Origin of the sequence: Sphaerochaeta associata (assembly GCF_022869165.1) — a bacterium.
GTDB lineage: Bacteria > Spirochaetota > Spirochaetia > Sphaerochaetales > Sphaerochaetaceae > Sphaerochaeta > Sphaerochaeta associata.
Genome location: NZ_CP094929.1, coordinates 1,218,564 through 1,243,131 on the forward strand (window position 1 = coordinate 1,218,564; position 24,568 = coordinate 1,243,131).

Below are 24,568 nucleotides of genomic sequence, written 5' to 3' on the forward strand. Positions count from 1 at the left end.
CGTAGACAAAAGGAGTCAACTATGCCTGGGAAATTTGTCATCACAAAAACACCGAAAGGATTTTATCGTTTCAGCTTGCAGGCTGCGAACTATCAGACTGTTCTCACCAGCAAGAACTACTCATCCCTTGCCACGTGCCGGGATGGAGTGGAAACCATCAAGAAGAATGCTCTAGCTCCAGTCGAGGACCAAACACTGAAGAATCCCGAAACCTTGAAGTACCCAAAGTATGAGGTCTATTTCGACAGTGCCGGAAAGTATCGCTATCGCCTGCTTGCCTCCAACGGCCTCAACATCGCCATGGCTGAAGATGGCTATGCCACCAAATCAGGGTGCATGAATGGCATCGATGCCATAAGCCGGGCGGCGGTCGATGCCACCGTGGATGAGAGTGCTCTCGAACAATAAGCGTAAACAGCCCGTCTTTGTTTTCCCGGCGGGCTTTTTCAACACTTGCAATTCTGTCCTGTTCCGCCCATAATGCCTAGCTGTACATGAAATACCGCAAACCCACCCTACAATTGTTACTTGCAGGCATTGCCCTCATCCTTATACTCGGCTCATGTGCCAAGCGCCCTGTCGAGCCGCAGGCCCAAAGCTTTTTGATGCTCGGCACCGTTTGCAAGATAACCATCTATGACAATCCCTCTGAAGAAGCCTTCAAGGCTGCCTTTGCGAGGTTGAGAGAGATCGAGCAGAAGATGACGCTGCACTCTGAAACCAGTGAAGTTGCATCGGTCAACCAACGTTCTGGTCTTGAACCGGTTGCAGTCTCAGCCGATACCTTCGCCGTCATTCAAAAAGCTGTGGAGATTGCACAGGCGAGCGGCGGGGCCTTCGATCCCACCATCGGACCGTTGGTTCAGGCCTGGGATATCGGGGGGGACAACCCGAGGCGTCCTTCAGAAGAGGAAATCCAAGCTTTGCTGCCGCTTGTGGACTACCGTCAGGTTGTCCTGGACGAGCAGAATCGGTCGGTTTTTCTGAAGCAGAAGGGCATGGTCCTCGACCTTGGAGGCATTGCCAAAGGCTATGCTGCAGACCAAGCGGCAGAGGTCCTTCGATCGCATGGTGTGAAGCAAGCCATCGTCAATCTCGGAGGAAATGTCCTGGTGCTGGGACGTAAACCCGACGGAAACCTCTGGCGTATCGGGGTCCAGGACCCCGAGCAGGACAGAGGGGCCTACGCGATCATCGTGCAATTGGAAGACACCTCGCTGGTAACCAGCGGACCCTATGAACGATTTCTCGTTCTGGAAGGTGAGACATACCATCACATCCTCGATACAAAGACCGGATATCCAGTCGACTCGGACTTCACCAGCGCCAGCATCATCACCCACAGCTCCCTGCTTGCCGATGCACTTTCCACCAGTGTCTACGCCCTGGGATATGAGAAGGGCATGGCCCTGATAAACTCTTTTGAAGGGGTTGAAGCCATCTTCTTCACCGAGGACCACCTCATTCTGCAAAGTGAAGGTGTGAAACAGGGCACTGTTGCCTTTACCATCACCAATACAGCCTATCGAACCCAGAACTAGGGTCGTCATCTTGCCCACGGTGATGAGGACCTTCTACACTGTCCTCATGAAACACCATCGAATTCTGCTTATGTTCTGCTGCCTGCTTTTAGTCGGGGCTTCTTCGTTGTATGCGTCCTCGTTCAACCGGGGCATCGGTGCCCAGGTCGGGCAACTATCCTCGGCCGGTTTGAGTTTTTATCAGCGCCTCGACGACACGCGTGCCTTGCAGGCGACCATCGGTTTGTCGCTCGATTCCAACTATTCGGTCGCCACCTTTCTTGATTACGGTCTGGGATTGGAGTATCAGCACACCTTTTTCTCTACAAGCTATCAGGATTGGTTTGCAAGCGATCTCTACTGGTTCGTAGGAGTGAATCATGGCGGCTCGGCTGGCTGGAACAGTGACGCCACCCTTGCACAGGCCTACACTCCCTCAGTAGGTATCGGAGCAGGCTTCGGTGTGGAACCTGTCTTCGTCAGCCATTTCTCCGTTCCTGTATCGTTTGGGTATGGCATCTTTTATACTGCAGAAGGCTCGTCGGTGGTCGATATGCTTTCCATTTCATTTCTTGCCCAGATCGGGGTGCGATACCGTTTCTAGCGTAGAGGGCAAGACAGTCTTCCAGTTTTTTGATATCATTCCAAAGAATTCATCATATCGGTAATTAGGTCTTGAATAATTGCTGATATTGGTAGTTAAATAGGGAAAAACTATGAGAAATAAGCAATTTTCCAATTGGAGGATTATATGACCGGTACACAACAGGAAATTTCCTACATTGTTCGTGAGCCACGCGAGAAAAACGTCGAGTTGGCTGCCAAGCTCTTTTCCATGAAGCAGGCGTACTGCTCCAGGCGGTTCCATCGGCAAATGCCCGGGTATCGGATGAGTCCGCTGCAGGGCCTCCCCAACCTCGCTACTATGTTCGAGGTGGGTGGTATCTGGACGAAGGATGAATCCAGCCGTCTTCAGCTCAACAGCTTCAAAGTACTCGGAGGCTCCTTCGCCCTGTATCGGTATCTGCAAAAACAACTCGGAATTCTCGGTGAGGATACGCCGTTTGCATACCTCGCCAGTGATGAAGTCAAAGAGAAAGTGGGGAACCTTATCTTTGCAAGTGCCACCGACGGCAACCATGGCCGTGGTATTGCTTGGGCGGCAAAACGCCTGGGCTTCAAGTGTGTCATTTACGTTCACTCCGAAACCAGCGTACGGCGCATCGATGCGATCAAGAGCAATGGCGCCAAGGTGGTCATCGTCGATGGCAACTATGACGACGCAGTGCGCCAAGTGGCAATCGATGCAGAGAAGAATGGTTGGACGATCATCAGCGACACCAGCTGGGACAACTATACCGAGATTCCCACCTGGATCATGCAAGGTTATCTCACCCTGCTGGCAGAAGCTCAGGAGCAGTTCAGCGGGGTAGGTATTGTCAAGCCGACACACCTCTTCATCCAAGCCGGCGTAGGAGCACTTGCCGCATCGGTAATCGGCTTCTATCACGCATTGTTCGGGCAGGACGCCCCCAAGTGCATCGTCGTCGAACCCGACAAGGCTCCCTGTATTTATGAAAGTGCACTTGCCAATGACGGCAAGCCCCATACGGTAACCGGTGCCCTGGACACCATCATGGCCGGTTTGGCCTGCGGCGATCCAAGCCCCATTGCGTGGGAAATTTTGAACGAGAACGCCGATGCCTTCATCATCGTGCCCGACTACATAGCCGCCAAGGGAATGAGAATGTATGCGACCCCGCTCAACGGTGATCCGTTCATCATCAGCGGTGAGAGTGGGGCGGTAACCCTTGGGGCCTTCGCCTCGATCATGCAGTATCCTGAGCTCAAGGAGCTCAAGGATGCACTGGGTCTGGACAAGGACAGCCAGGTGCTCTTCATCAATACCGAAGGCAACACCGATCCCGTCCACTTCCGCCAGATCATCTGGGAGGGTGCCAATCCGGTACCCAAGCAGCACTGGATCAACATATAAATCCAAGCCAGGAAACAACAGAGCCGTCGCATTGCGACGGCTCCTTGATTATTCGGGCTACCGATCAGTCCTCTTCGTAGAGAAGGTCCAGTGTCTCTTTCTTCGGAGGCATGATCAACGAGAAGGCATAGAAGGCGACAAGACTTATCAAAAGAGCGGGTATGATGTTGTTCAGCTTCGGGATGGAGGGCAGTACCTTGGTGTCCATCAAGAAGAATACAACGCTGCCGATGAGAATCGAGGCAATGGATCCTGCACTTGATGCTTTCTTCCAGAAGTGACCCATTACGTATGGAACGAAGGTTCCTGCGGCCCTGAGGGTGAACGAGAAGGCCAGGAGGGTGAGGATGTTGTTGGCGTATAACGCAGTCACCAGACTGAAGAGGGCGACGATGACCATCGTTATCTTGGTGACCAGCATGACTTCCTTGTCCTTGGCACCCTTGCGGATGAAAATCTTATACAGGTCGTTTCCAAAAATAGAGCCTGCTCCAAGCAGGTCGCTATCAGCCGAACTCATCGTCGCACTGATGATGCCGGCAAATAGAATACCGGTGACCACTGCAGGCATCGTAGCCACAGCCAGAGCCGGAAGGGCATAGCGTGAGTTGTTCTTCAGTGCATCCACTACGCCGGGGTCGAGCAGGTTCTGGTTGAACAGGCTGAGCATGGTCAGTCCCAGTATTACGGGAATGAAGGCAAAGACAAAGTTTACGATTGCTGCAAGAATGGATCCTTGGATGGCTGCCTTGCCGTCGCGGGCGGCATAATAGCGGGAGACTGCTTCCTGTCCGACTGAGAAGGTGGCTACGTACATGATCACAAAGCCTGCAATCTGTCCCCAGCCCCCGATTCCCTTGGTAAAGCTGAGATGCTCGACTGGAATGGTTTGCTTCACTGTCGCCCAACCGCCGGCCAGCTTCAAGGCAAACGGAATTGCAATTGCCATACCGAAGACAATGAGGAATACCTGGACAAAGTCGGTAAGCGTTACCGACCACAGGCCGCCCATAACCGCATAGACGGTGATGACGACGGTGACAATAATCAAGCTGGTGGTGTAATCAAGGCCCAGCATGACTTCCAGAATGGAAGCCGAGGCCTTGAACTGGCCTGCTGTCAATCCAACCAGGGCAGCCATCATGACAATGGCACTGAACCCGCCGGAGAACTTGTCATACCTTCTTCTGAAATATTCAGGTACCGTCTTTACTTGAGAGGATCGAAATTTCGGGGCAAGGGGGATAAGAATCATAAAGGCAATTCCCATGGCGATGATGTACCAGGAAGCGCTCATGCCCCATTTGCCATATGCATTGGCGACAACACCCAGCGAACTTCCTCCGCCGATTTCCGTTGCTGCAAGGGTTCCCGCCATCAACAGGGGACCCAACCGTCTTCCTGCCACCATGAAGTCGGTGTTGGTGCTAATCTTCTTGGAAGAGTAGTAGCCAATAGCCAGCATCAAGAGCATGTACAATACTACGATGAGAATAATCGTACCATTCATACCAAATCACTCCTTTTGTTCTGTGTATATGGTAGTATTTATTCATACTCAAACTTTTATCAATAAAATTATGTAATCGAAAAATAAAAGAAAAAAAACTGCAATAATATCAATATATCGTTTCAATTATTGCAGTATTTGATAAAAATCATACAAATTTGTTGTGATGTCTAATATACTAGGATTTTTCCTTTACTCAGAAAGAGTAGAGCACTCCGATAGTGGAAGTAAACAGACCTGCAAGGGGTAAAAAAGCATTGAAGACAACGCCCCCGGTGAAGATTTCATCATCTTCCACATACCCGTAAGCCATGACCGGAATATTAAGCGTCAGCGTCAGTCCGAAGTTCTTGTTGGGTACCCAGTACTCACCTTTGAGCACTGGACCCGCCAAACCGAAAATGGCTGATTTCAATTCTGTAAAGGCTGTTGTCCCGATTCCAACTTTAAAATCAAAATTCTCACTGAGGGCAAACGCTTGGCTTACATCGGCAGTGAGCGTGGCTACTTCCAGAAAAACATCCTCTGCACCTCCGGCAAAACCAATATACGAAAGACCCAGTGGATACCCGATTCCGGCATTCAGGTAGAGAGATCCAAGTCCGATATCCACCACAGCCCCTGAAGAGGCAAACCCCAGCTGAGCTCCAATTGCAACACTGCTTGGGCGGGCAAAAGCAGAACCTACGACGAATAGGAGTATAAGAAGTACAAGTGCAATTCGTTTCATATGCAGCCTCCTTGGCTACCTATAAAAACACATGAACCAGTAAAATGTGACAAATAATGTACTTTGTCTAATGGTATTGAATGGTATTCGCAAGGCGAATGATCTCAAACCGATCCTTCACTTCGAGCTTGGAGTAGATTGTGCTGATGTTGTTTCTCACCGTCTGTTCGGCAAGTTGGAGACGATCGGCGATTTGCTGATTGTCAAAGCCGGTGGCGATGAGCCCGAAAATCTCCTTCTCCCTGTCGGTAAGGGTATCGAACCACTCGAAGCGGCTGGAGACTTCGGGAATCTTCGGGCTGGTCCCGTCGTACATGGCATTGATCAATTTGGTGGCAATTTTGGGGGAAATCTGCACCAACCCTGTATGAAGAGCCCTGATGGCGGCAATGAGCTCGGTGGGTGAGATGTCCTTGAGCAGGTAGCCGGAGGAGCCGATACGCAGGGCATCCCGTACATACTCATCCTCATCGTAGGTTGAAAGCATGACAATCTTTATCGAACGATGTGCTTCAAGTATGCGTTTTGTGGCCACAACCCCGCTGATATCAGGCAGGTGAACATCCATGAGGATGACGTCGGGAACCAAGGATTCAGCCATCGCTATTGCAGAGGTTCCGTTCTTGGCTATACCGACGACCTGCAGGTCATCGGTATAGTTCTCAAGGCTCATCCTGAGGCTCTCGACAAAAAGCGGTTGATCATCAACCAAGAGGATTCGTATCATCGGTCTGCTCCTTCTGCAACGGAATGGTTACAGTAAGCTGAAAGCCTCCCTCCGGAGCGTTCTCAGCCCTCACCACACCACCAAGTCTGCTTATTCGTTCTTCCATACCGGCAAGGCCGATTCCTTTGATGATTTTCTTCGCACCGGTTCCATTGTCCAGGATGATCACCTGCACCGACTCATCCACTATCCAGAAGAGGATGCGTACGCAGGTGGCGTGGCCATGCCGGAGGGCATTTGTCAGGCCTTCCTGCACGATGCGGTAGAGAACAAGATCCAGCTCATCACCGAAGGATGCCTCAAGATTTCCGCTTTCAATCTCGACTTTGACGCCTGTGGTGCTTTCAAAAATCTTCTTGATCTTGTAAATGGCACGCATCCCCACTTCCCGCTCGCTATCCGACTTTCGCAAGAGGTGCAAAGCCCTGCGTGTTTCGACCAAGCCCTCCTGGGCTTGGGAACGGGCTGCACTGCACATCTCGCTGGTCTTGTCGCTGTTGCGGCAGCCGGTGGCAATGATCGCGTCCATCATGGCAATGATGTTGGTGAACATGTACCCGCTGATATCGTGGATCTCCCGCGAGATCCGGTATCGTTCCTTCTTCGCCGCTTCCATCTCCGCTGTTCGGGCGTACGATTGCAGGCTCTGGCTGAAAATGGTCAGTTTTGTGATGGTGGTATTGAGGATCTCTATCTGGGCCTTGGCTTTTACGTGCAGTGCATAAAAGTGCTTTACTGCAATCTGCAGGTAGGCAAAACATAGCAGTATGGCTGAGAAGGCGATCAGCTCCTCTGTTTGGATGGGCCTGAGCTGTGCATTGAGGTCGTTCTCGCCTAGAAAAGGAGGCAGCAGCTGAAAGTAAAGGGCTGTCAAGGTATAGAGGAGCGGGAACGGAAGGTCATACGGCCAGGTGATAAGCGATAGGATTACAGTCTGGAATGCAAGGTAGAGCAGCAGGCGGATGGTCAGATAGTCGTTGAGCGAGTAATCAAGCACCAGCAAGGCGGTGAGGCCGAGGAAACACAGCAACAGGATTCCCAGCAAATGCCGGGTATGGGAAAGGAGGACTATGCACAACGAATAGAAGAGAAAGAATATGAAAAAAGTGCGGTAGAACTCATAGGGACGGGTGCTGCTACCTCCCTCGATTCCATACGTGGCAATAAAGATGACCAAGGCAAGGAGCAGCAACAGTACTGCATATGCCTGAAAGACATATGAGAAATACCTGTCTTTATTCAGCCGTGTCTTGATTCCCATGGACGTCAGTATACCATATCCAAAAATGGGGACGGTACATTTGTACTCGTTGAAGGTAAGGAATTATGAGTTTTCAGTATTTCTGTCCCTTTCTTGCCCGCTGTATCGGACCTATCATGCATTTATAGAAAAAGTAGCAAACTTGTTCTAGAAACACAAGGAGGAAATGGTATGAAAAAGACCATGTGTGTTGTTTTAGCGCTTCTTTTGGTTGTCTCGTCTCTTGCCTTTGCCGGCGGCAAGGCTGAGACTGCTGCAGTGGCAGCCGACCCGAATGCACCGGTGACCCTCACTGTCTGGTGTTGGGACCCGATGTTCAACATCTTTGCGATGAATGAAGCAGCAAAGATCTATGCCGTCGACCATCCCAACGTAAAGGTCAACGTGGTTGAAACCCCTTGGAATGACCTGCAGCAGAAGCTCATCACGAGCCTGTCTGCAAATGCAACTGCAAATCTTCCGGACATTATCCTGATGCAGGACAATGCCATCCAGAAGAACGTCATGACCTATCCCGAGGCTTATGTACCCCTCAATGGGAAAATCGACCTTTCCCAGTTCGCCCAGTTCAAGGTGGATGTGGGGACCATCGACGGCAAGCATTATGGAGTCCCGTTTGACAACGGAGCCACCGGAACCTTCCTCAGGAGGGACATTGTCGAGAAGGCCGGCCTGAAAGTCAGCGATTTCAACGACATTACCTGGGAACGCTTCATCGAGCTTGGAAAAATCGTCAAGCAGAAGACCGGCGTCGCCATGATTTCCACGGTAGCCAACGAACCCGACTTCCCGATGCTGATGCTCCAAAGCGCAGGGACGTGGATGTTTGATGAAAGCGGCAAGGCCTTCATCAAGGACAACAAGGTGCTGAAGGAAGCCCTTCGCATCACCAAGGAAATGGTTGCAAGCGGCATCTGCATCCTCGTTCCCGACTGGAACGCCTATATTGCGACCTTGAACAACGGAACAGTGGCCTCCACCATCAACGGCTGCTGGATCAGCGGATCTATACAGGCCGAGAAGAGCCAGAGCGGCAAATGGGCGGTGACCAATACTCCCAGATTCGCCAACATCGCCAGTTCGGTGAACTACTCCAGCCAAGGTGGATCGGGCTGGATGGTCATGGCCAACTCGAAGAATCCCGACGTCGCCATCGACTTCCTGGCAAAGACCTTCGGTGGAAGCGTCGCCCTCTACGAGACCATTCTTCCTGCCAGCGGAGCCATTGCAACATGGCTGCCCGCAGCAAAGAGTCCTGTATACTCCACTCCCATCGAGTTCTTCGGTGGACAGAAGATTTACGAGGACCTGGTCAACTATGCAGGCAAGGTTCCCAATGTAAAGTATGGTGTCTATAACTATGAAGCCCGCGATGCAATCGCCCGTGCTCTGAGCGAAGTCATGCAGGGTGGAGACATCGATGCCGCTCTTGCAACCGCCCAGAAGAACGTAGAATTCTTGATGAGCGAGTAGGAATCGACTAACGCATGCTCTGATACCGCTGTATACTGGCGGTATCGGAGTTGTTTGATTGAGCATCTGAAGAAGGGAAAGGCATCATGGCAAAGACAACATTGACAAAGAAAATCAACCTGTTCGGCTGGTTGTTTGTCATACCCGCTGCACTGTTCATATTCATCCTGAATTTCTATCCGATGGTCAGTGCATTTCTGCTCTCATTGCAATCGGGTAGGGGAAACAATCTGAAATTCGCCGGGCTGAAGAATTACGCCCGACTCTTCGAGGACGAGATGTTTCTCACGTCGGTGGGAAACGTCATCACCTATCTGGTGATTCAGGTCCCTGTAATGCTTCTCTTTGCGTTGGTCCTCGCCTCATTGCTCAACGACCCGAAACTCAAGGGCAGGGGAATGTTCAGAACACTCATTTTCCTGCCGTGTGCGACCAGCCTGGTCTCATCGGCAATGATTTTCAAATCGTTCTTCTCCATCGATGGAATCGTGAATACCACCCTCATCGGCCTTGGTGTCCTTGAAGGTCCTATGAGCTGGCTCACCCATCCAGTTTGGGCTAAGTTCGTCATAATCCTGACCATTACCTGGCGTTGGACCGGTTACAACACCGTATTCTACCTTGCCGGACTTCAAAACATCGACCGCAGCGTCTATGAGGCCGCCCGCATCGACGGAGCATCGGCCTCCCGCCAGTTCACCTCCATAACCATCCCGCTGCTCAAGCCGGTCATTCTCTTGACCACCATCATGTCCACCAATGGAACGCTTCAGCTCTTTGACGAGGTGCGCAACATCACCAATGGAGGACCGGGCATCGCAACACTGTCCATCAGCCAATACATCTACAACCTCTCGTTCATGTACAATCCTCAGTTCGGCTATGCAGCAGCCGTTTCGTACGCAATCCTGGTGATGGTTGCCATCCTCTCATTCGTCCAAATCAAGGTGGGGGACAAGCGATGAAACGAAAACACTTTTCAAAAATCGGGACCTATGTGTTCCTTTCCATAGTTTGCCTATTCTCGGTTTTCCCGTTCTATTTCATGATCGTCGGTTCGACCAATATGAGCGTGGATATCATCAAGGGAAGACTTTTCTTCGGCACCCATTTGTTTGAGAACTTCAAGACACTCACCTCGACGGTCAAGCTGGGCAATGCATTCTGGAACTCGATGCGCAATGCGCTGGCCAACACAGCGGCAAGCCTGCTGATCTGCTCTTTGGCCGGCTATGGATTCCAGATTTACCGTGAGAAGGGCAAGGACACCCTGATGGGCCTTCTGCTGCTTTCCATGATGGTGCCCTTCGCCGCCCTGATGGTCCCGCTGTTTCGCATGTTCAGCCAGGCAAAGCTGCTCGATACGACCGTCGGTTTCATTCTCCCCACCATCTCCACAGCCTTTCTGATCTTCTTCTTCCGCCAGAGCGCTGAGTCATTCCCGCTGGAGACGGTTCAAGCCGCCCGCGTTGATGGACTCGGGGAACTGGGAATTTTCTTCAGGATATTTGTTCCCATCATGGCCCCGACGTTCGCAGCCGCCGCGATTGTGACTTTCATGGCCGCCTGGAACAACTACCTGTGGCCTTTGATCATCATGCAAAGCCAGGAAAGTCAGACCATGCCCCTGCTTATCACAGGCCTGACCGCAGGCTATACTACTGACTACGGAATCCTGATGCTTTCGGTAACCATCACGACCATGCCCACCCTGATTCTTTTCTTCACCCAACAGAGACGGTTTGTAGAAGGTGTGCTGGGATCTGTCAAATAACATTGGAAGGAGTACCTATGGCTACGTTGTTTTTACACCATCGCGCTTGGCAGCAGCCAAGAATCAATAGTGTGAACCGTCTGGAGATGCATTCGCTTCCCATGGCTTTCCCTACCCAGGAAGAGGCATTGGACCATGCCCGCAAAGGCCCGGAGCATTGGGATGCACAGAGCAATCCCCGCTATCGATGCCTGGACGGCACATGGTCCTTCCGCTACTACGACTCTCCCTTGTCGGTGGAGGAGCAGGTCCTTGATGAGAATGCCGGCCTTGCTTGGAAGCCTATCCTCGTACCCGGCTCGTGGAGCGTGCAAGGCTACGACAAGCCGCACTACACCAATGTAATCATGCCTTTCGTCAATACCCCGCCTTTTCCGCCTGAACAAAACCCAACCGGAGTCTACCGTACCACCTTCACCATCGATGAAGTCTGGAAACAGGGAAAGACGGTTCTTGAAGTCGGCAGTGCAGAGAGCTATCTGGAGGTGTATGTCAACTCCAGCTTTGTCGGGATGAGCAAGGACACACGCCTGGCATCACATTTTGACCTGTCCGAGTATGTACGCCAAGGAGAGAACACGCTTACCCTGATTGTTGTTCGCTACAGCGACGCCTCCTATGTGGAGGACCAGGATCAGTGGTGGTTCGGAGGCCTGCATCGAAGCATCGTCCTGTCAAGTGTTCCCAGCCTGACGATTGAGGATGTGAAAGTAACTGCCGTAGTAGAACCGAGTCTCCAAAAGGCAGAGGTGGAAGTAAGGGTAGAGACCACCTCACAGAACCAGCCGGTAGTCGTCAGCCTTTACGACCCTGAGGGAAATCTCATGAACAGCAGGCAGGTCGAGCCGGCAAGCAGGTGGTGTGTCACCTCCTTCTCTGTCGACAAGCCCCTGCTTTGGAGCAGCGAGCAGCCGACACTGTATTATATCGGCCTCTCGCTTGATAATGAGCACAGGGCTCTTCCAATCGGCTTGAGGCGGGTGGAGATTTCCAAACGAAAGCTTTTGATCAACGGCAAGCGCGTGTTGATCAAGGGTGTGAACCGTCACGAGCACGACCAGTATATGGCCAAGACGTTGACGGTCCAAAGCATGGTGGAGGATATCCGGCTGATGAAGCAGCACAACTTCAATGCCGTGCGCACCTGCCATTATCCCGACGACAGCATCTGGTACGAGCTGTGCGACCGCTACGGCCTGTATGTCATGGACGAGGCCAATATAGAGACCCACGCAAATTACGACAGTATCTGCCGTGATGAAATGTGGGCCTCCTGTTTCCTCGAACGGGTGCAGCGGATGGTCAGGCGTGACTACAACCACCCCTCGGTCATTATCTGGTCGCTGGGCAATGAGGCCGGGTACGGTCACAACCAGGACGCCTGTGCCGGCTGGCTGAGGCGGTACGACCCCACCCGTCCCATTCACTACGAAGGAGCCAATCGTCCCGAATGGGGCCAAGGAGCCCACACCCTGGAGAGTCTCAAACGTGGACGCTTTGCCACTGATATCGTCTCTCCGATGTATCCTCCCATTGCGCTCATCGAGGCTTGGGACCACAACACGGAGAGCAGTGACGACGACCGGCCCCTGATCATGTGCGAGTACAGCCATGCGATGGGCAACTCCAACGGAAGCCTTTCCGATTACTGGAAAACCATCCGCTCTTCGCGCGGCATTCAGGGAGGCTTCATATGGGACTGGGTCGACCAGGGAATCTTGGTCGATGAGAAGGGTGGTCCGGTCGGGCCCCGTGCTTATCCGGCCGCCGATAAGGAAGGGGGACGAGCTTGGAGGTATGGAGGGGATTTCGGTGATCAGCCCACCGATTACGACTTCTGCCTCAATGGCTTGGTGTTTCCCGATCGTACCTGCAAACCCGCCATGGCCGAATGCCTGAAGGTGCAGCAGTCGATTCATATCAAAAGCGACCACCCCGGCAGCGGGAAGTTCGCTCTTATCAGTGAACTGGATTTCTCCACCACGGAGAACCTTTGCCTGCGCTACAAGCTTTTCAGCGAGTCTGAAGCCGATCGACTGGAAGGAGAGATCGACCTTCCTGTTCTTGAAGCAGGAACCAGATGGGATTTCCAGCTTGAGGCACTCGCATCGCCGGAAGCGAAGTCCTTGATGACTGGGGGGCGGACTTTACTGCTGTTTGAGTGTTTCCTCAAAAATGATACCTGTTGGGCAAAGGCAGGCCATGTTCTGGCTTGGGACCAGTTTGAGCTGTCCAAGCCGGTCAAGCGGGCATTCCCAGCCGCTGAGGCGTTTCTTGAGAAGCAACAAGACGGCAGCTATCGTCTGGAGACAAAAGCCTATGAAGCTGCAATTAATGCAGAAGGCCACCTTTCCAGCCTCAAGTTTGTCGGTCAACGCGAGTTGCTGGCTTCCCCCTTGGGCATTAGCCTGTATCGATGCTCTACGGAGAACGACGGGCTCAAGACGCTGCAGGGTAACAAGGACCTGCCCGAGTACGCCTTCTACCACGACAACAAGGCTTTCGGCCAGTGGTTGGCAAACGAGTTGGACAAGACAGCGTTGGCACTGGTGGATGTCCACATGGAAAACGGTCAACTGTGCAGCCGCCACAGAATCGAGACTCCGCATGGCTTGGACCTGGGGTCTTTCGACCAGAGCTGGGTGTTCTCCAGCGACAAGCTCTATTACAGCTGCACCATACACCTCAATGACGCTGTCAAGGAGTATCCAAGAGTGGGGTTGAAGTGCGATCTCGATACAAGCTGGTCAGCTGTTCGCTGGTTCGGAAGGGGACCGCATGAGAACTATCCAGACCGCTGCGAGGGTGCTGCAATCGGCGATTACTTTGCCACCATCGACGAACTGTATGTGCCCTACATCGTGCCCCAGGATTACGGGGTCAGGACTCAGGTCAGCCGATTGGACCTCTACGACGGCGATACCGGAGGAGTACGCTTGCAGAGCCATGACGAGCTTTGTTTTGCCCTGCACAGGTATTCGCTTTCGGAGCTCTGGGAGAAACGGCATGCCGATGAGTTGGTGAGGAGCAATGTAAACCACCTGTACCTGGACAGTGCCGTTCGCGGGGTGGGAACAGCAACCTGCGGACCCGATACCTTGGAACGGTACCGCGTTCGCAGCGGAGTCCACCGTCTCTCTTTTACCATCAGTTCCAGTCACTAAGGACTTGCATCCTGCCCCAAAAGGCAGGATGCTTGGTGTAAGAGGAGATCTGCGATGCACCTATACGATATTGAAGTTTCTGCAATGGACGGAAAGCCAGTCAAGCTTTCTGCTTTTAGGGGCAAGGTACTGTTGATCGTCAACACGGCAACCCACTGCGGTTTTACACCCCAGTACGATGAATTGGAAAAGCTCTATAAAGCGTACAAGGAAAAGGGTCTTGAGGTTCTCGACTTCCCCTGCAACCAGTTCAAGGAGCAGGCTCCCGGGTCCATCGAGGAGATCAACCAGTTCTGCACCCTCAACTTCGGCACCACCTTCAAGCGGTTTGCAAAGCTGGAGGTCAATGGGAAGGGCGAACACCCGCTCTATACGTTCCTTAAATCGAAGAAGGGCTTTGCGGGCTTCAATCCCCTGCATGAGAAGAGCGCCCGGCTGACCGAACGCATGCGTGCTGCAGACCCCGAGTTCGAGAAGGACAGCTCGATCAAATGGAACTTCACCAAGTTCCTCATCGACAGGAACGGCGAGGTGGTCGAACGTTTTGAGCCGACCAGTTTCATGCCCGAAATAGAAGAGAAGGTAAAGGCTTTGCTGTAAACGGGAGATTACTCGATGAAGAGTCGCTCATATAGTTGCTCGAACCTTTCAATCTGGGTTTGTGATAGAGCATGAAATTCTTTTTCTTGTGCCCGCTTGGACAGTTTTCCTCCGTTTTGTGATAAGAAATTGTAAAGCAGGAAAACAGTAGTATCGGGTATTTCAATACCGTCTTGTACTGTTTTCCTGAATGTATCATAACGCACAAGAAAATGCGCTTCTTCAGGAATTTCATGCTCTATTGTTTCCTTGACACACTGATAGAGAAAGACAGCGTGTGCTGTCGCATCAAAGTAACGGTAATAATCGACGGTGTCATTGAGAACACGTACGTTATGATCTTTTGTTGTTTCCCATTTGATGAAGGGCAGTATTGTTTGTGAGTAACCTCTTAATACTACTTCATATTCTGCTATTCGATTCAGCATCGAACTGGATACCGGAAATATCATACCTGGGGGATTATACCCATTTTCTGCCAGGATATGATGGATGAGATACCGATGAATACGTCCGTTCCCATCCACAAATGGGTGGATATAGACGAATCCGAACGCGATTGCTGCCGCTGCACAGACCGCGTCGATTGTGTGGGTGATTTTTTTGCTGTATGCAACCAATCCATCTATCAAAGAATCAATATCCTCATGCTTCGCGCTGAAATGTTCCACAACAGGCATTCCCGTATCTCTATCATGTTCGCCGACGAAGCCTCCAGTCTCTCTATACCCAGGTTTCACAAAACGGCTGTCTCCAATTACCATTTTTTGAAGTTGTACAAGCGCATCCTTGCTGATTGGTGACTTCCCGGCATCACGAATCGCATTGCCCCATCGCATGATTCTATCGTGGGGAGGTGCTTCATTTTCAATGGCAAAACTTGCTTGTGAATCTTTTAAAAGTAGAAATGCAGCCGCACGGGCAACTACGTCCTTGGGGATATTCGTCGAGACGAGAAGGGCTTTCTCTTTGAGATTCATGGAAATGTATGCATCCAATTCCTCAGTTCGTCGTATCAGGGGACAAAAATCCGGAGTCCCTGGAAGATTGTTTACAACTCGATGCCGCATCGATCTCTTTCCGGTTACGGCCAACTGTTTCAGAGGATCGAGCGCATGCACATAATTGCCTCTTTGTACATCCGGCAAATCGAGGGCTTTTCCCATCAGCCATTCATAGAGGAACCAAATTCGTCTGCTATAGGCTCCCGTTATTGAGGCCTGAACCATCTTGCATATTTCGTTCGGGTCAAGGAGTTCGAATAATTTCTTAAGGACGCATAAATCAACGCCTTCATATTTCAATGCAAAAGCCAGATGTCCTTTTACGGAATTTTCCGGCTGATATCTAGGAGTGAGCAAATGCCAATCATTCTCTTTTACGATGGTGTGTTTCGTCCCGATTGCCATTTTAATTGTGGGAAATGGGCAGGGAAGGTTATATGCATCAATAAGGGCTGCATACCCGACAGGGGTGCCTTTTTCGGGTAGAGAGAATTCATGAAAAACGATTACTGGACCTGAAAAACGATTATTCATACTACCATCCTATGAAATATAATTATATTATACTGATTTTTATGAAAAGTACATATGCTTCTTCTGAACTTTTTGGGTATCGGCATTAATTCAAGCATCCTGAAAAATCATTACGGAATCTGAAAAGCAATTATATTTATTCTACTATATGAAAAACTGTTACATTTTTTTTGATTGAAGAAATTCATACTATAACACTTGACAAATTGGCATGGGGTGATTAGTATGTACATATAAGTTGCGAAAAATAAAATAGTGAACGATATAACAGGAGGAGCACATGAGCGTATATGATTACACCGTACACGGAAGAAAAGGGGAGGAAGTCAAGCTTTCCACCTATAAGGGCAAGGTGCTCTTGATCGTCAATACAGCAACTCAGTGCGGGTTCACCCCCGAGTACACCGAGCTTGAGAAATTATATGAAGCATACAGGGCGAAGGGTTTTGAGATCTTGGACTTCCCCTGCAATCAGTTCGATGGACAGGCTCCTGAGTCGATTGAGGAGATCCACGAAATCTGCAAGCTCAAGTTTGGAACCCAGTTTCCCCAGTTTGGAAAGGTTGAAGTCAACGGCGAAGGTGCAATCCCGTTGTACAAACACCTCAAGGACAAGAAGGGATTCGCGGGCTTCGATATGAGCCACAAGATCGCACCCATTCTTGATGGAATCCTGCGCAAGGCCGACCCCGAATATGAGAAGAGCAGTGAGATAAAGTGGAACTTCACCAAGTTCCTTGTCGATCGCAACGGAAACGTTGTACAGCGCTTCGAACCCTCCCATGATTTGGGCAAGGTGGCGAAGGCCATCGAGAACCTTCTGTAACATTCCAAAAACACACACAGTAAATCCCATTTTCGACGTTGCCTTTGCCAGAGGGCAACGTCGTTTTTCGGTTTCAGCACTCCAGCTCCTGGCTGAGAAGGTTTGCACAGTACACAAGCCTTGCCATATCCTTCTGGCCGATTTTTCCTTTGAACAGCAGCAATCTTGCATTGGCATCAGCTATGGCTTGCACCAGTTCTCTGCTTTGGGCAGCTGACACCCTTGCAACCGATCCATACCCTGCTTCAAGGAGCAACCTTGCAAAGAGGGGGCTGACCCATTGAATGCGGGAAAGGTCGCACAGGCATGCAAGACAGATGGCTGGGAATAAGGTCCTCTTGTAAAAGTCGACGCTTGAGGAAATCCAAATCAAGTTGGGAAAAATCCAGATGGTAGCTCATCATAACTCTCCTTGCTTCAGCTTTGGTATACTCCAGGTTGGAAGGTGGGACAAGAGCTTGCTCTGCTCTTTGTTGTGGTCTAGGATGACGGGAGGGGGAAATGGTATGCTTTGTGGCGTCGACAAGGCGGTGGATGCACTCTCGGGGATGCACTTGGGCGACAAGCGCTTGGCATTGGTGACTCATGCTGCAAGCCTTACAAAAACCTTTGAGTCCTCGAAGTCCTTTCTGTGCAGACACCTGAATATAACCGATCTCTTCGCCCCCGAACACGGCCTGGGCTCCTTCATTGCAGATGGGAAGGATGTTGAGGACCAACGGGACGAAGAAACCGGTTTGGTGGTTCACAGCCTCTACAGCAGTGGGGGAAAGGCCGTCGATCCTGACGTATTTCAGAACCTTGACGGTATTCTCTTCGATATACAAGATGTAGGGTTACGCTTCTATACCTATATAGCGACTCTTAAGCAATTGCTTGAGCTTGGAAAACCGGTGATCGTACTGGACCGGCCCAATCCTTTGGGAGGTTCCATTGTGGAAGGACCCATTCTTCCCCCATCCCTGGAAAGCTTTGTCGGCCACGGCGGGCTTCCCGTCCGCTACGGCCTTACCATCGGAGAACTTGCATTTTGGATGCAACACCACTACCGCTTGTGTGGTGAACTTGGAATTGTAGAGCTTTCCGGGTATGGACGTTCTTCTCTATGGCAGCAGACCGGTCGACCCTGGACCATGACCAGTCCCGCCCTATCCCATGTCGAGGCGGTGTTTCTCTATGCAGGATTCTGCCTCTTCGAGGGGACCAACCTGAGCGAGGGAAGGGGAACCAGTGCACCCTTCGAGCTTTTTGGAGCCCCGTTCATCGATCCCTGGAAATTGGCAAGCGAAGTTGCCAAGTTGGGCCTGACATCGGTAGTGTTCACCCCGATTTCATTCATTCCCGGCCAGAGCAAGCATCAGGGCCGACTCTGTCACGGCCTGTACGCCCACATTCTGGATTACCATACCCTGCGTCCGTTCAGCATCTGTCTACAGGTGCTTTCAACCATCCATCGGCTGTATCCTGATCAGCTTGACTTCAATGCACATTTCTCCAAGCTTGCAGGCTTCGAGCCTGAAGAACTCTTTGCCGACAAGCTTGAATACACATTGCAGAGATCAGAGGCGGACGCGCAGACGTTCATGAACGAGAAGAGGAGATTTGAACGATATGGGAATTGAGAGACGGATTATGATCGGCCAGCACTTTGTCTGCGGGTTTGAGGGAACTGGAATGGACGACTCCTTCATTGAGGCTGTGCGGCGCTACAAAATCGGCAATGTCATTCTCTTCTCGCGCAACATTGCAAGCAAGGAACAGCTGTACAAGCTGTGTTTTGATATTCAAGAATTGGTGCAGCATGAGTGCGGTCACCCCGCCCTTATCACGATCGACCAAGAGGGTGGCATGGTTACCAGGCTCTCTGGCGACTGCACAAACGTCCCTTCTGCCATGGCGATTGCCGCAACAGGTGAAGAGAAGTCGGCTTTTGATGCGGGTCTGTTGACGGCGACCGAGCTTAGGGCCCTTGGTGTGAATGTGGATTTCGCACCGTGTTTGGATGTGAACAGCAATTCGCATAATCCGGTGATCGGGGTGAGAAGCTATGGCGATCGCAGCGAGGTTGTCTCTTCCTACGGGCTGTCGATGATTGATGGATTACAAAGTGGCGGGGTAATGGCCGTAGCCAAGCACTTTCCCGGCCATGGCGATACACACCTCGACAGTCATGTGGCCCTCCCGGTTGTCGAAGGCACCAAGGAAGAGCTGGCGATGCATCTTGCTCCATTCAGAAGTGCGGTGGCAGGTGGAGTGATGGGCATAATGACAAGTCATATCCTGTTTCCCCAACTTGAAAAGAACAATGTCCCTGCTACGATGAGCAGAAGCATCATCACCGATTTTCTACGTAGTGAATTAGGATTCAAAGGTCTGATCTTCAGTGACTGCATGGAGATGGATGCGATAGCAAAGCACTATGGCACCGTCAAGGGAGCGGTTGCGGCACTTAAGGCCGGAGTGGACCTGGTATGCATCAGTCACCATGTCTGTCTCGGCTGTGAAGCCGTTGAAGCCGTTGAAGCCGCCTTGGATGCCGGAGTGTTGAGTGAGGCGGATCTTAAGCAGTCGACACACAACATTCTCATGGCAAAATCTATGCTTGCAGAAGAGCAGAGACCGCCCTTGTCGGTTGTCGACTGCCCTGAGCACCGCGCGATGAATCAGAAACTCCACCGGCAGAGTCTTACCCTGGTGCAGGATGTGCCGTTTGCATTAGGCGACAATCCCTGTTTTGTCGGTCCCAAATGCTTCCGGGCGACCAACGTTTCCAGTGATGAGGAAGCGTTGGTGTTCGCCCCGTACATGGCCGCCTTGTTGGGAGGATCCTCAATCGTGACCGATGAGAATCCCGGCAACGAGGAGATCGAACGCGTAGGTGGGCAGACAAGCAGCAGTTCATCGGTAGTCTGTGCAACCTACAACGGTCATCTTCATCCAGGGCAAATACAACTGGTGAACTCCCTGGTGGAAAATAAGCCTGTGCTTTGCATCGCCTTGCGCAATCCGTACGACTTGGCCCTCTTGGATGCACGGATTCGCAGCATAGCCGCATATGCCTATACAAAACCAGTGTTAGCCGCCTTTGCGAAGTATGTACAGGAGCCTTTCCCACTGGAGGGTAGGCTCACCGTCTCATTGGGAGGTTCTCATGCCTGACATGTTGGTACGACTCTATGACCTGCCCTGCAGTGATTCCTTGCTGGCAAACCTGAAAGAGCAGGGTATTTCCATTCAGCGGGCCATGGCTCCTGATAAAATGCGGGTCCTCTCCTGGATAGGCGAGCACTCCTCGCCCGCAGCACAGGGGGAGGCCGATGTCTGTTTTGCCCGCCATCCCATCTCGCTCTTCCTTGCAGTGAAGGAGAAGCAGATTCTTGGGTATGCCTGTTATCATGCAACCGCCTTGGATTTTTTCGGTCCGACCAGGGTGCTGGACAGCATGCAGGGCAAGGGTATTGGAAAGGCCCTCTTGCTGCGTTCCCTCCACGCTCTCTGTGATGAAGGCTATGCCTATGCAATCATCGGCGGGGTGGGACCTGCCGCCTTCTACGAGAAGTGCGTCGGGGCGACCCTGATCGAAGGGTCGACTCCCGGCATCTACAAGGATTTTTTGGGGGCCCGGACATGAGCCTGGTCATCGGACTGATGAGCGGGACCAGCGCCGATGGAGTCGATGCCGCCTTGGTCCGCATCGAAGGTGAAGGAGAATCTCTTTGCCTCGAGGAACTGGCATTTGTTTCGTGTCCCTATTCCGATCAGGTGCGCTCCCGCCTGCTGGTCCTCGCCCAAGGTGAGGAGGGAGGCAGCCGGGAGCTGTGTCTGATGGATGCACTCTTGGGTCATCTCTTTGTGGAAGCAGCCCTCGAGGTCTGTAAAACCGCCGGTTTGAAGCCTTCGGACATCTCTTTGATCGGGACGCACGGCCACACGTTCCACCACATTCCGCAGAGTACCGACTATTTGGGGCGAGCGGTCCGCTCTACGTTGCAATTAGGCCAAAGCAGCTTCCTTTCTGAAACCTTCGGTTGTCCTGTAGTCAGCGACTTTCGTCCGCGTGACCTTGCAGCAGGCGGTCAAGGCGCCCCTTTGGTTCCCTATACCGAATACCTGCTGTTCAGACGAACTGATGCTTCGATCGCCCTGTTGAATATTGGAGGAATCGGCAACATCACCATTCTGCCTGCAGCCTGCTCCCCCGATGAAGTGCTCGCCTTCGATACCGGGGTGGGAAACATGGTCATCGATGAGCTGGTCGCCCGCTACAGCAACAATGCACTTCGTTACGATGAGGGAGGAGCCTGGGCGCAAAGAGGCGTCGTCGATGCTGCGTTTCTTTCGTGGATGGAACAGGTCGATTCGTATCTCCCCCTCGGTCTGCCCAAATCTACGGGAAGGGAGTTGTATGGAAAAGCCTATATCCAGCGGCTCTTGGAGCAGGCGGACAGCAGGCGGCTTTCATCATCCGACGTATTGGCAACAGCCACCCGGTTCATCGCCCGTTCGGTTAAGATAGGCTTGAAGCGTTTCTATAACGCCGACCTTGACTATCTGGTCGTCGGTGGGGGAGGAAGCCACAACCTGGCAATCCTGAATGCACTGGAACAAGAGTTGGGGACGGCTGTCCATACCTGGCAGGATTTCGGCCGTGACAGCGACAGCAAGGAGGCTGTAGCCTTCGCGCTTTTAGCATGGCAGCGGCTGGTTCGAAAGCCGAATACCCTACCTTCCGCAACCGGGGCAAATCATAGCGTGGTAATGGGAAAATTGGAGTTGTAACTAAAAAATATTTTCAGTTTTATTTCCAACTACAGTAAAAAATATTGTTGCTAGTTGCTGGAATTGGTGCATATACTATACAAGTGGTGTACACCTGTTGTTCCTTGCACCCTCGCGCTACTGTGCACCTGATGTTGTCCGAAATCACCGTTTTACGGTTGTTTCTAATACAAAAGGAGGGGCACTATGAAGAAAACCCTGTTGGTTGCTCTCTTGGTTTTGGTTTCACTTTCCTTCTCGCTGTTTGGGGCGGGGGTTAAGGAGACCACAAGCGGCCCGATTGCATTTTCCGTATTTTATTCGGACAATGCCACCCTGCCGTTCAAGCATGATTGGTTGACAGTCACCGAAGTCCAGAAGCGGGTGAATGCCAAGGTCGAATTTGAAGTAATCCCGATCGTCGATTACCAGACGAAGGTTTCATTGGCGCTGAATACCGGAACCAATGCACCTGATGTAATCCTCTATCAGTCCACCAAGGGTGAGAATGCCGCCCTTTCGCTCAATGGTGCCATTGTGCCCATCAGCGATTATGAGGCCTGGACACCCAACTTCAACTCCAGAGTCAAGGAGTTCGGTCTTGAGGAGGATGTAGCGGCTCTCAAGCTCAAGGACGGCAAGCGGTACTTCCTGCCTGCTCTCTTTGATGTCCCGTTCTACGACGGCGGCCTGATCTTGCGTGAGGACCTCCTGAAGAAGTACAACCTTACAGCACCAAAGACCTTTGACGACCTGTACCAGGTGCTCAAGGTGTTCAAGCAGCACAACCCATCCTCCTATCCGTTGACCATCCTGGCCGGCCCGCGGGTGCTCTACCGCATGACCATGCCCGCGTGGGGCATCAGCCTGGGCAAGAACGGCGCCAGTGGAAGCAACACCCTCAGCTGGGACTATGCAACCAAGCGCTACTTTGCCGGTGCCATCAGCGAGCAGTACAAGAGCTACATAACTTATATGCACAAGCTCTATGCCGAAGGCCTGCTCGATCCTGAGATGGCCGAACCAATCGACGGCGACCGCTGGACGCAAAAGCTTGCGACCGGCAAGGCCATGGCCAGCTATGCCTACTACGACCAGATCGGCGGGGTGACGGCGAACAGCACCATCGATGGTTTCAAGCTGCAGATGTATCCCGCCCTTGCAGGGCCTGCCGGTGCACACCATCAACCCAAGAGCAAGACAGGGTCGGGAATCCTCTTCCCGATCAAGACGGCCAAACGCTCCGATTTCGAGCAGCTCGTCCGTACAGTCGACGAGATGTTCTTCTCCGAGGAGAACGCCAAGCTCTGGTGTCTGGGTGTTGAAGGTACGACCTATACCGTGCAGAACGGCAAGGTGGTCTTCTCCGATGAGATCCGAAACTCCAGCGAAGGCATCTACAAGAGTCTGCAGGTCAAGTACGGCTGCGGCAGCGATGTAACGCAGATGGTGTGGGTCAATGCCCGTGAGATGACCAAGTACGATGAGAACTATGCGCGCATCAACGCAGAGGTTGAGGCCATCGGTGATGTCATCCAGGCCATCCCTCCGACTCCGAAGTTCGACGACCGGAAAGCCGAGGAAGCGGGCACCTTGCAGACTCCGCTCTCCGATGCCTTCGAACGATGGAATTCGGCCTTCCTGACCGGCAGCAAGAGCATCGAGAAGGATTGGGACGCCTACGTCAAGGAGATGAAGAGCCTTGGCATTGACAAGTTTACCGAGTTGTACAACACCAGCTTGTAATCAGACGTGAGGAGGGTTTGGATGAAACAAGGGAAGCAACTGCCGAGGAAATCGTATTTCGCACGGTATTGGCAGCTGTATGCCATGATGGTGCTTCCCTTGCTCTATTTCTTGGTGTTCAAGTATGTTCCCATGCTTGGCAGCGTCCTTGCCTTCCGACGATATCGTCCTGGAATGGGTCCGTTCGGAACCGAGTGGGTGGGCTTGACCTACTTTTCCCGATTTTGGTCGGACCCTGCATTCTGGCGGGCCTTTCGCAATACATTGGTCCTCAGTATTCTAAACCTGGTGGTGAACTTTCCCATACCGATTCTGTTCGCCATCCTGCTCAACGAGGTGCACATCCTCCCGTTCAAGAAAGTGGTGCAGACCGTCTCATACATGCCGCGTTTCATTTCAACGGTGGTCGTCATCGCCATTTTAGGGGAGTTGCTTTCCCCCTCAAGCGGCATCATTAACCTGCTCCGGCAGCACCTGTTCGGCAAAGAGGCGCTCTACTTCATGAATGAGGCCCGATTCTTCAGGGTCATCTACATCCTGGTCGACACCTGGCAATATACAGGCTGGACCGCCATCATCTATCTCGCCGCCATTACGGCAATTCCCGCCGAGCTGTACGAAGCTGCCACCATTGACGGAGCAAGCCGTACCCAGCAGATATTCTTTGTCACCATCCCTTCCATCATGAGCACGATCATGGTGATGTTGATCATAAGTGTGGGAAGGCTTCTCTCCCTTGGCTTTGAGAAGGTATTGTTGCTCTATACCCCGGACAACAGCATGGTCAGCGACATCATCGATACCTTGGTGTACCGAACCGGTCTTGCCAACCAAAACTACTCCTATGCCACGGCCATCGGCCTGTTCAGCGGCATCATCGGCGTCATCTTGGTTTCATCCTCCAACGCCTTGAGCAAGCGACTGACCGGGGAGGGGATATATTAG

General features: G+C 52.0%; 22 protein-coding genes. 16 read left to right on the forward strand and 6 right to left on the reverse strand.

Annotated features, from left to right (window positions below):
• Positions 1-21 precede the first annotated feature (21 nt).
• The 4 genes from MUG09_RS05615 to MUG09_RS05630 all read left to right on the forward strand — a co-directional run bounded on the left by MUG09_RS05615 (position 22) and on the right by MUG09_RS05630 (position 3,516).
• Positions 22-408: a YegP family protein gene (locus MUG09_RS05615; protein ID WP_244774326.1), complete on the forward strand. Its 387-nt coding sequence runs from the start codon at positions 22-24 to the stop codon at positions 406-408.
• 86 nt (positions 409-494) lie between these two features.
• Complete coding sequence (locus MUG09_RS05620; RefSeq protein ID WP_244774333.1) at positions 495-1,541, forward strand: FAD:protein FMN transferase; 1,047 nt, start codon at positions 495-497, stop codon at positions 1,539-1,541.
• 46 nt (positions 1,542-1,587) lie between these two features.
• Entirely contained in the window at positions 1,588-2,124 is a 537-nt protein-coding gene (locus MUG09_RS05625) for a hypothetical protein (RefSeq protein WP_244774334.1), read from the forward strand.
• 147 nt (positions 2,125-2,271) lie between these two features.
• Positions 2,272-3,516, forward strand: a complete 1,245-nt coding sequence (locus MUG09_RS05630) for a diaminopropionate ammonia-lyase (protein ID WP_244774350.1) — start codon at positions 2,272-2,274, stop codon at positions 3,514-3,516.
• A gap of 64 nt (positions 3,517-3,580) precedes the next feature.
• Here MUG09_RS05630 and MUG09_RS05635 read toward each other — a convergent pair whose 3' ends face one another.
• From MUG09_RS05635 to MUG09_RS05650, 4 genes are all read right to left on the reverse strand, one after another.
• Complete coding sequence (locus MUG09_RS05635) at positions 3,581-5,026, reverse strand: sodium:solute symporter family protein (protein ID WP_244774352.1); 1,446 nt, start codon at positions 5,024-5,026, stop codon at positions 3,581-3,583.
• A 196-nt stretch (positions 5,027-5,222) separates the two neighbouring features.
• On the reverse strand, positions 5,223-5,756 hold the full coding sequence (locus MUG09_RS05640; RefSeq protein WP_244774355.1) for a hypothetical protein: 534 nt from the start codon (positions 5,754-5,756) through the stop codon (positions 5,223-5,225).
• 67 nt (positions 5,757-5,823) lie between these two features.
• A complete protein-coding gene (locus MUG09_RS05645) occupies positions 5,824-6,483 on the reverse strand; it encodes a response regulator (RefSeq protein ID WP_244774356.1) in 660 nt (219 codons plus the stop codon).
• Positions 6,461-7,744: a sensor histidine kinase gene (locus tag MUG09_RS05650; RefSeq protein ID WP_244774357.1), complete on the reverse strand. Its 1,284-nt coding sequence runs from the start codon at positions 7,742-7,744 to the stop codon at positions 6,461-6,463. Before MUG09_RS05650 ends, MUG09_RS05645 begins: the two co-directional genes overlap by 23 nt.
• A gap of 171 nt (positions 7,745-7,915) precedes the next feature.
• On the opposite strand from MUG09_RS05650, the gene MUG09_RS05655 reads away from it, so the two are divergent.
• From MUG09_RS05655 to MUG09_RS05675, 5 genes are all read left to right on the forward strand, one after another.
• Positions 7,916-9,217, forward strand: a complete 1,302-nt coding sequence (locus MUG09_RS05655) for an ABC transporter substrate-binding protein (protein WP_244774358.1) — start codon at positions 7,916-7,918, stop codon at positions 9,215-9,217.
• A gap of 86 nt (positions 9,218-9,303) precedes the next feature.
• Complete coding sequence (locus tag MUG09_RS05660) at positions 9,304-10,182, forward strand: carbohydrate ABC transporter permease (RefSeq protein WP_244774359.1); 879 nt, start codon at positions 9,304-9,306, stop codon at positions 10,180-10,182.
• Positions 10,179-10,991, forward strand: coding sequence for a carbohydrate ABC transporter permease (locus MUG09_RS05665; protein ID WP_244774360.1), 813 nt, complete (start codon positions 10,179-10,181; stop codon positions 10,989-10,991). Before MUG09_RS05660 ends, MUG09_RS05665 begins: the two co-directional genes overlap by 4 nt.
• A gap of 17 nt (positions 10,992-11,008) precedes the next feature.
• Positions 11,009-14,155, forward strand: coding sequence for a glycoside hydrolase family 2 TIM barrel-domain containing protein (locus MUG09_RS05670; RefSeq protein ID WP_244774361.1), 3,147 nt, complete (start codon positions 11,009-11,011; stop codon positions 14,153-14,155).
• A 54-nt stretch (positions 14,156-14,209) separates the two neighbouring features.
• The gene (locus tag MUG09_RS05675; protein WP_244774362.1) at positions 14,210-14,755 is read left to right on the forward strand and encodes a glutathione peroxidase; all 546 of its coding nucleotides are present in this window, start codon (positions 14,210-14,212) and stop codon (positions 14,753-14,755) included.
• Positions 14,756-14,763: 8 nt separating this feature from the next.
• Here the strand turns inward: MUG09_RS05675 and MUG09_RS05680 are convergent, their stop codons facing one another.
• The gene (locus MUG09_RS05680; protein ID WP_244774364.1) at positions 14,764-16,293 is read right to left on the reverse strand and encodes a Fic family protein; all 1,530 of its coding nucleotides are present in this window, start codon (positions 16,291-16,293) and stop codon (positions 14,764-14,766) included.
• Between the two features lie 280 nt (positions 16,294-16,573).
• Here MUG09_RS05680 and MUG09_RS05685 point away from each other — a divergent pair, with 280 nt between their 5' ends.
• Positions 16,574-17,119: a glutathione peroxidase gene (locus MUG09_RS05685; protein WP_244774367.1), complete on the forward strand. Its 546-nt coding sequence runs from the start codon at positions 16,574-16,576 to the stop codon at positions 17,117-17,119.
• A 73-nt stretch (positions 17,120-17,192) separates the two neighbouring features.
• On the opposite strand, the gene MUG09_RS05690 is transcribed toward MUG09_RS05685, so the two are convergent.
• Complete coding sequence (locus MUG09_RS05690; protein ID WP_244774369.1) at positions 17,193-17,492, reverse strand: DUF4332 domain-containing protein; 300 nt, start codon at positions 17,490-17,492, stop codon at positions 17,193-17,195.
• 133 nt (positions 17,493-17,625) lie between these two features.
• Here MUG09_RS05690 and MUG09_RS05695 point away from each other — a divergent pair, with 133 nt between their 5' ends.
• From MUG09_RS05695 to MUG09_RS05720, 6 genes are all read left to right on the forward strand, one after another.
• Positions 17,626-18,741 (forward strand): DUF1343 domain-containing protein, encoded by a 1,116-nt coding sequence (locus MUG09_RS05695; protein ID WP_244774371.1) that lies wholly within the window; start codon positions 17,626-17,628, stop codon positions 18,739-18,741.
• Positions 18,731-20,278 (forward strand): beta-N-acetylhexosaminidase, encoded by a 1,548-nt coding sequence (gene nagZ, locus MUG09_RS05700; RefSeq protein ID WP_244774373.1) that lies wholly within the window; start codon positions 18,731-18,733, stop codon positions 20,276-20,278. Before MUG09_RS05695 ends, nagZ begins: the two co-directional genes overlap by 11 nt.
• A complete protein-coding gene (locus MUG09_RS05705) occupies positions 20,271-20,750 on the forward strand; it encodes a GNAT family N-acetyltransferase (RefSeq protein WP_244774374.1) in 480 nt (159 codons plus the stop codon). The genes nagZ and MUG09_RS05705 overlap by 8 nt, the downstream gene beginning before the upstream one ends.
• Positions 20,747-21,898, forward strand: coding sequence for an anhydro-N-acetylmuramic acid kinase (locus MUG09_RS05710; protein WP_244774377.1), 1,152 nt, complete (start codon positions 20,747-20,749; stop codon positions 21,896-21,898). Before MUG09_RS05705 ends, MUG09_RS05710 begins: the two co-directional genes overlap by 4 nt.
• Positions 21,899-22,084: 186 nt before the next feature.
• Entirely contained in the window at positions 22,085-23,623 is a 1,539-nt protein-coding gene (locus tag MUG09_RS05715) for an extracellular solute-binding protein (protein ID WP_244774387.1), read from the forward strand.
• 21 nt (positions 23,624-23,644) lie between these two features.
• The gene (locus MUG09_RS05720) at positions 23,645-24,568 is read left to right on the forward strand and encodes an ABC transporter permease (protein ID WP_244774390.1); all 924 of its coding nucleotides are present in this window, start codon (positions 23,645-23,647) and stop codon (positions 24,566-24,568) included.

Excerpts from the sequence above, each read along its gene's own strand:
- MUG09_RS05625 (WP_244774334.1), top strand. The coding sequence starts at position 1,588 with ATGAAACACCATCGAATTCTGCTTATGTTCTGCTGCCTGCTTTTAGTC.
- MUG09_RS05715 (WP_244774387.1), top strand. The coding sequence starts at position 22,085 with ATGAAGAAAACCCTGTTGGTTGCTCTCTTGGTTTTGGTTTCACTTTCC.
- nagZ (WP_244774373.1), top strand. The coding sequence starts at position 18,731 with ATGGGAATTGAGAGACGGATTATGATCGGCCAGCACTTTGTCTGCGGG.
- MUG09_RS05710 (WP_244774377.1), top strand. The coding sequence starts at position 20,747 with ATGAGCCTGGTCATCGGACTGATGAGCGGGACCAGCGCCGATGGAGTC.
- MUG09_RS05685 (WP_244774367.1), top strand. The coding sequence starts at position 16,574 with ATGAGCGTATATGATTACACCGTACACGGAAGAAAAGGGGAGGAAGTC.
- MUG09_RS05630 (WP_244774350.1), top strand. The coding sequence starts at position 2,272 with ATGACCGGTACACAACAGGAAATTTCCTACATTGTTCGTGAGCCACGC.
- MUG09_RS05615 (WP_244774326.1), top strand. The coding sequence starts at position 22 with ATGCCTGGGAAATTTGTCATCACAAAAACACCGAAAGGATTTTATCGT.
- MUG09_RS05705 (WP_244774374.1), top strand. The coding sequence starts at position 20,271 with ATGCCTGACATGTTGGTACGACTCTATGACCTGCCCTGCAGTGATTCC.
- MUG09_RS05670 (WP_244774361.1), top strand. The coding sequence starts at position 11,009 with ATGGCTACGTTGTTTTTACACCATCGCGCTTGGCAGCAGCCAAGAATC.
- MUG09_RS05650 (WP_244774357.1), bottom strand. The coding sequence starts at position 7,744 with ATGGGAATCAAGACACGGCTGAATAAAGACAGGTATTTCTCATATGTC.
- MUG09_RS05620 (WP_244774333.1), top strand. The coding sequence starts at position 495 with ATGAAATACCGCAAACCCACCCTACAATTGTTACTTGCAGGCATTGCC.
- MUG09_RS05640 (WP_244774355.1), bottom strand. The coding sequence starts at position 5,756 with ATGAAACGAATTGCACTTGTACTTCTTATACTCCTATTCGTCGTAGGT.
- MUG09_RS05660 (WP_244774359.1), top strand. The coding sequence starts at position 9,304 with ATGGCAAAGACAACATTGACAAAGAAAATCAACCTGTTCGGCTGGTTG.
- MUG09_RS05720 (WP_244774390.1), top strand. The coding sequence starts at position 23,645 with ATGAAACAAGGGAAGCAACTGCCGAGGAAATCGTATTTCGCACGGTAT.
- MUG09_RS05645 (WP_244774356.1), bottom strand. The coding sequence starts at position 6,483 with ATGATACGAATCCTCTTGGTTGATGATCAACCGCTTTTTGTCGAGAGC.
- MUG09_RS05680 (WP_244774364.1), bottom strand. The coding sequence starts at position 16,293 with ATGAATAATCGTTTTTCAGGTCCAGTAATCGTTTTTCATGAATTCTCT.
- MUG09_RS05675 (WP_244774362.1), top strand. The coding sequence starts at position 14,210 with ATGCACCTATACGATATTGAAGTTTCTGCAATGGACGGAAAGCCAGTC.
- MUG09_RS05665 (WP_244774360.1), top strand. The coding sequence starts at position 10,179 with ATGAAACGAAAACACTTTTCAAAAATCGGGACCTATGTGTTCCTTTCC.
- MUG09_RS05695 (WP_244774371.1), top strand. The coding sequence starts at position 17,626 with ATGCTTTGTGGCGTCGACAAGGCGGTGGATGCACTCTCGGGGATGCAC.
- MUG09_RS05635 (WP_244774352.1), bottom strand. The coding sequence starts at position 5,026 with ATGAATGGTACGATTATTCTCATCGTAGTATTGTACATGCTCTTGATG.
- MUG09_RS05655 (WP_244774358.1), top strand. The coding sequence starts at position 7,916 with ATGAAAAAGACCATGTGTGTTGTTTTAGCGCTTCTTTTGGTTGTCTCG.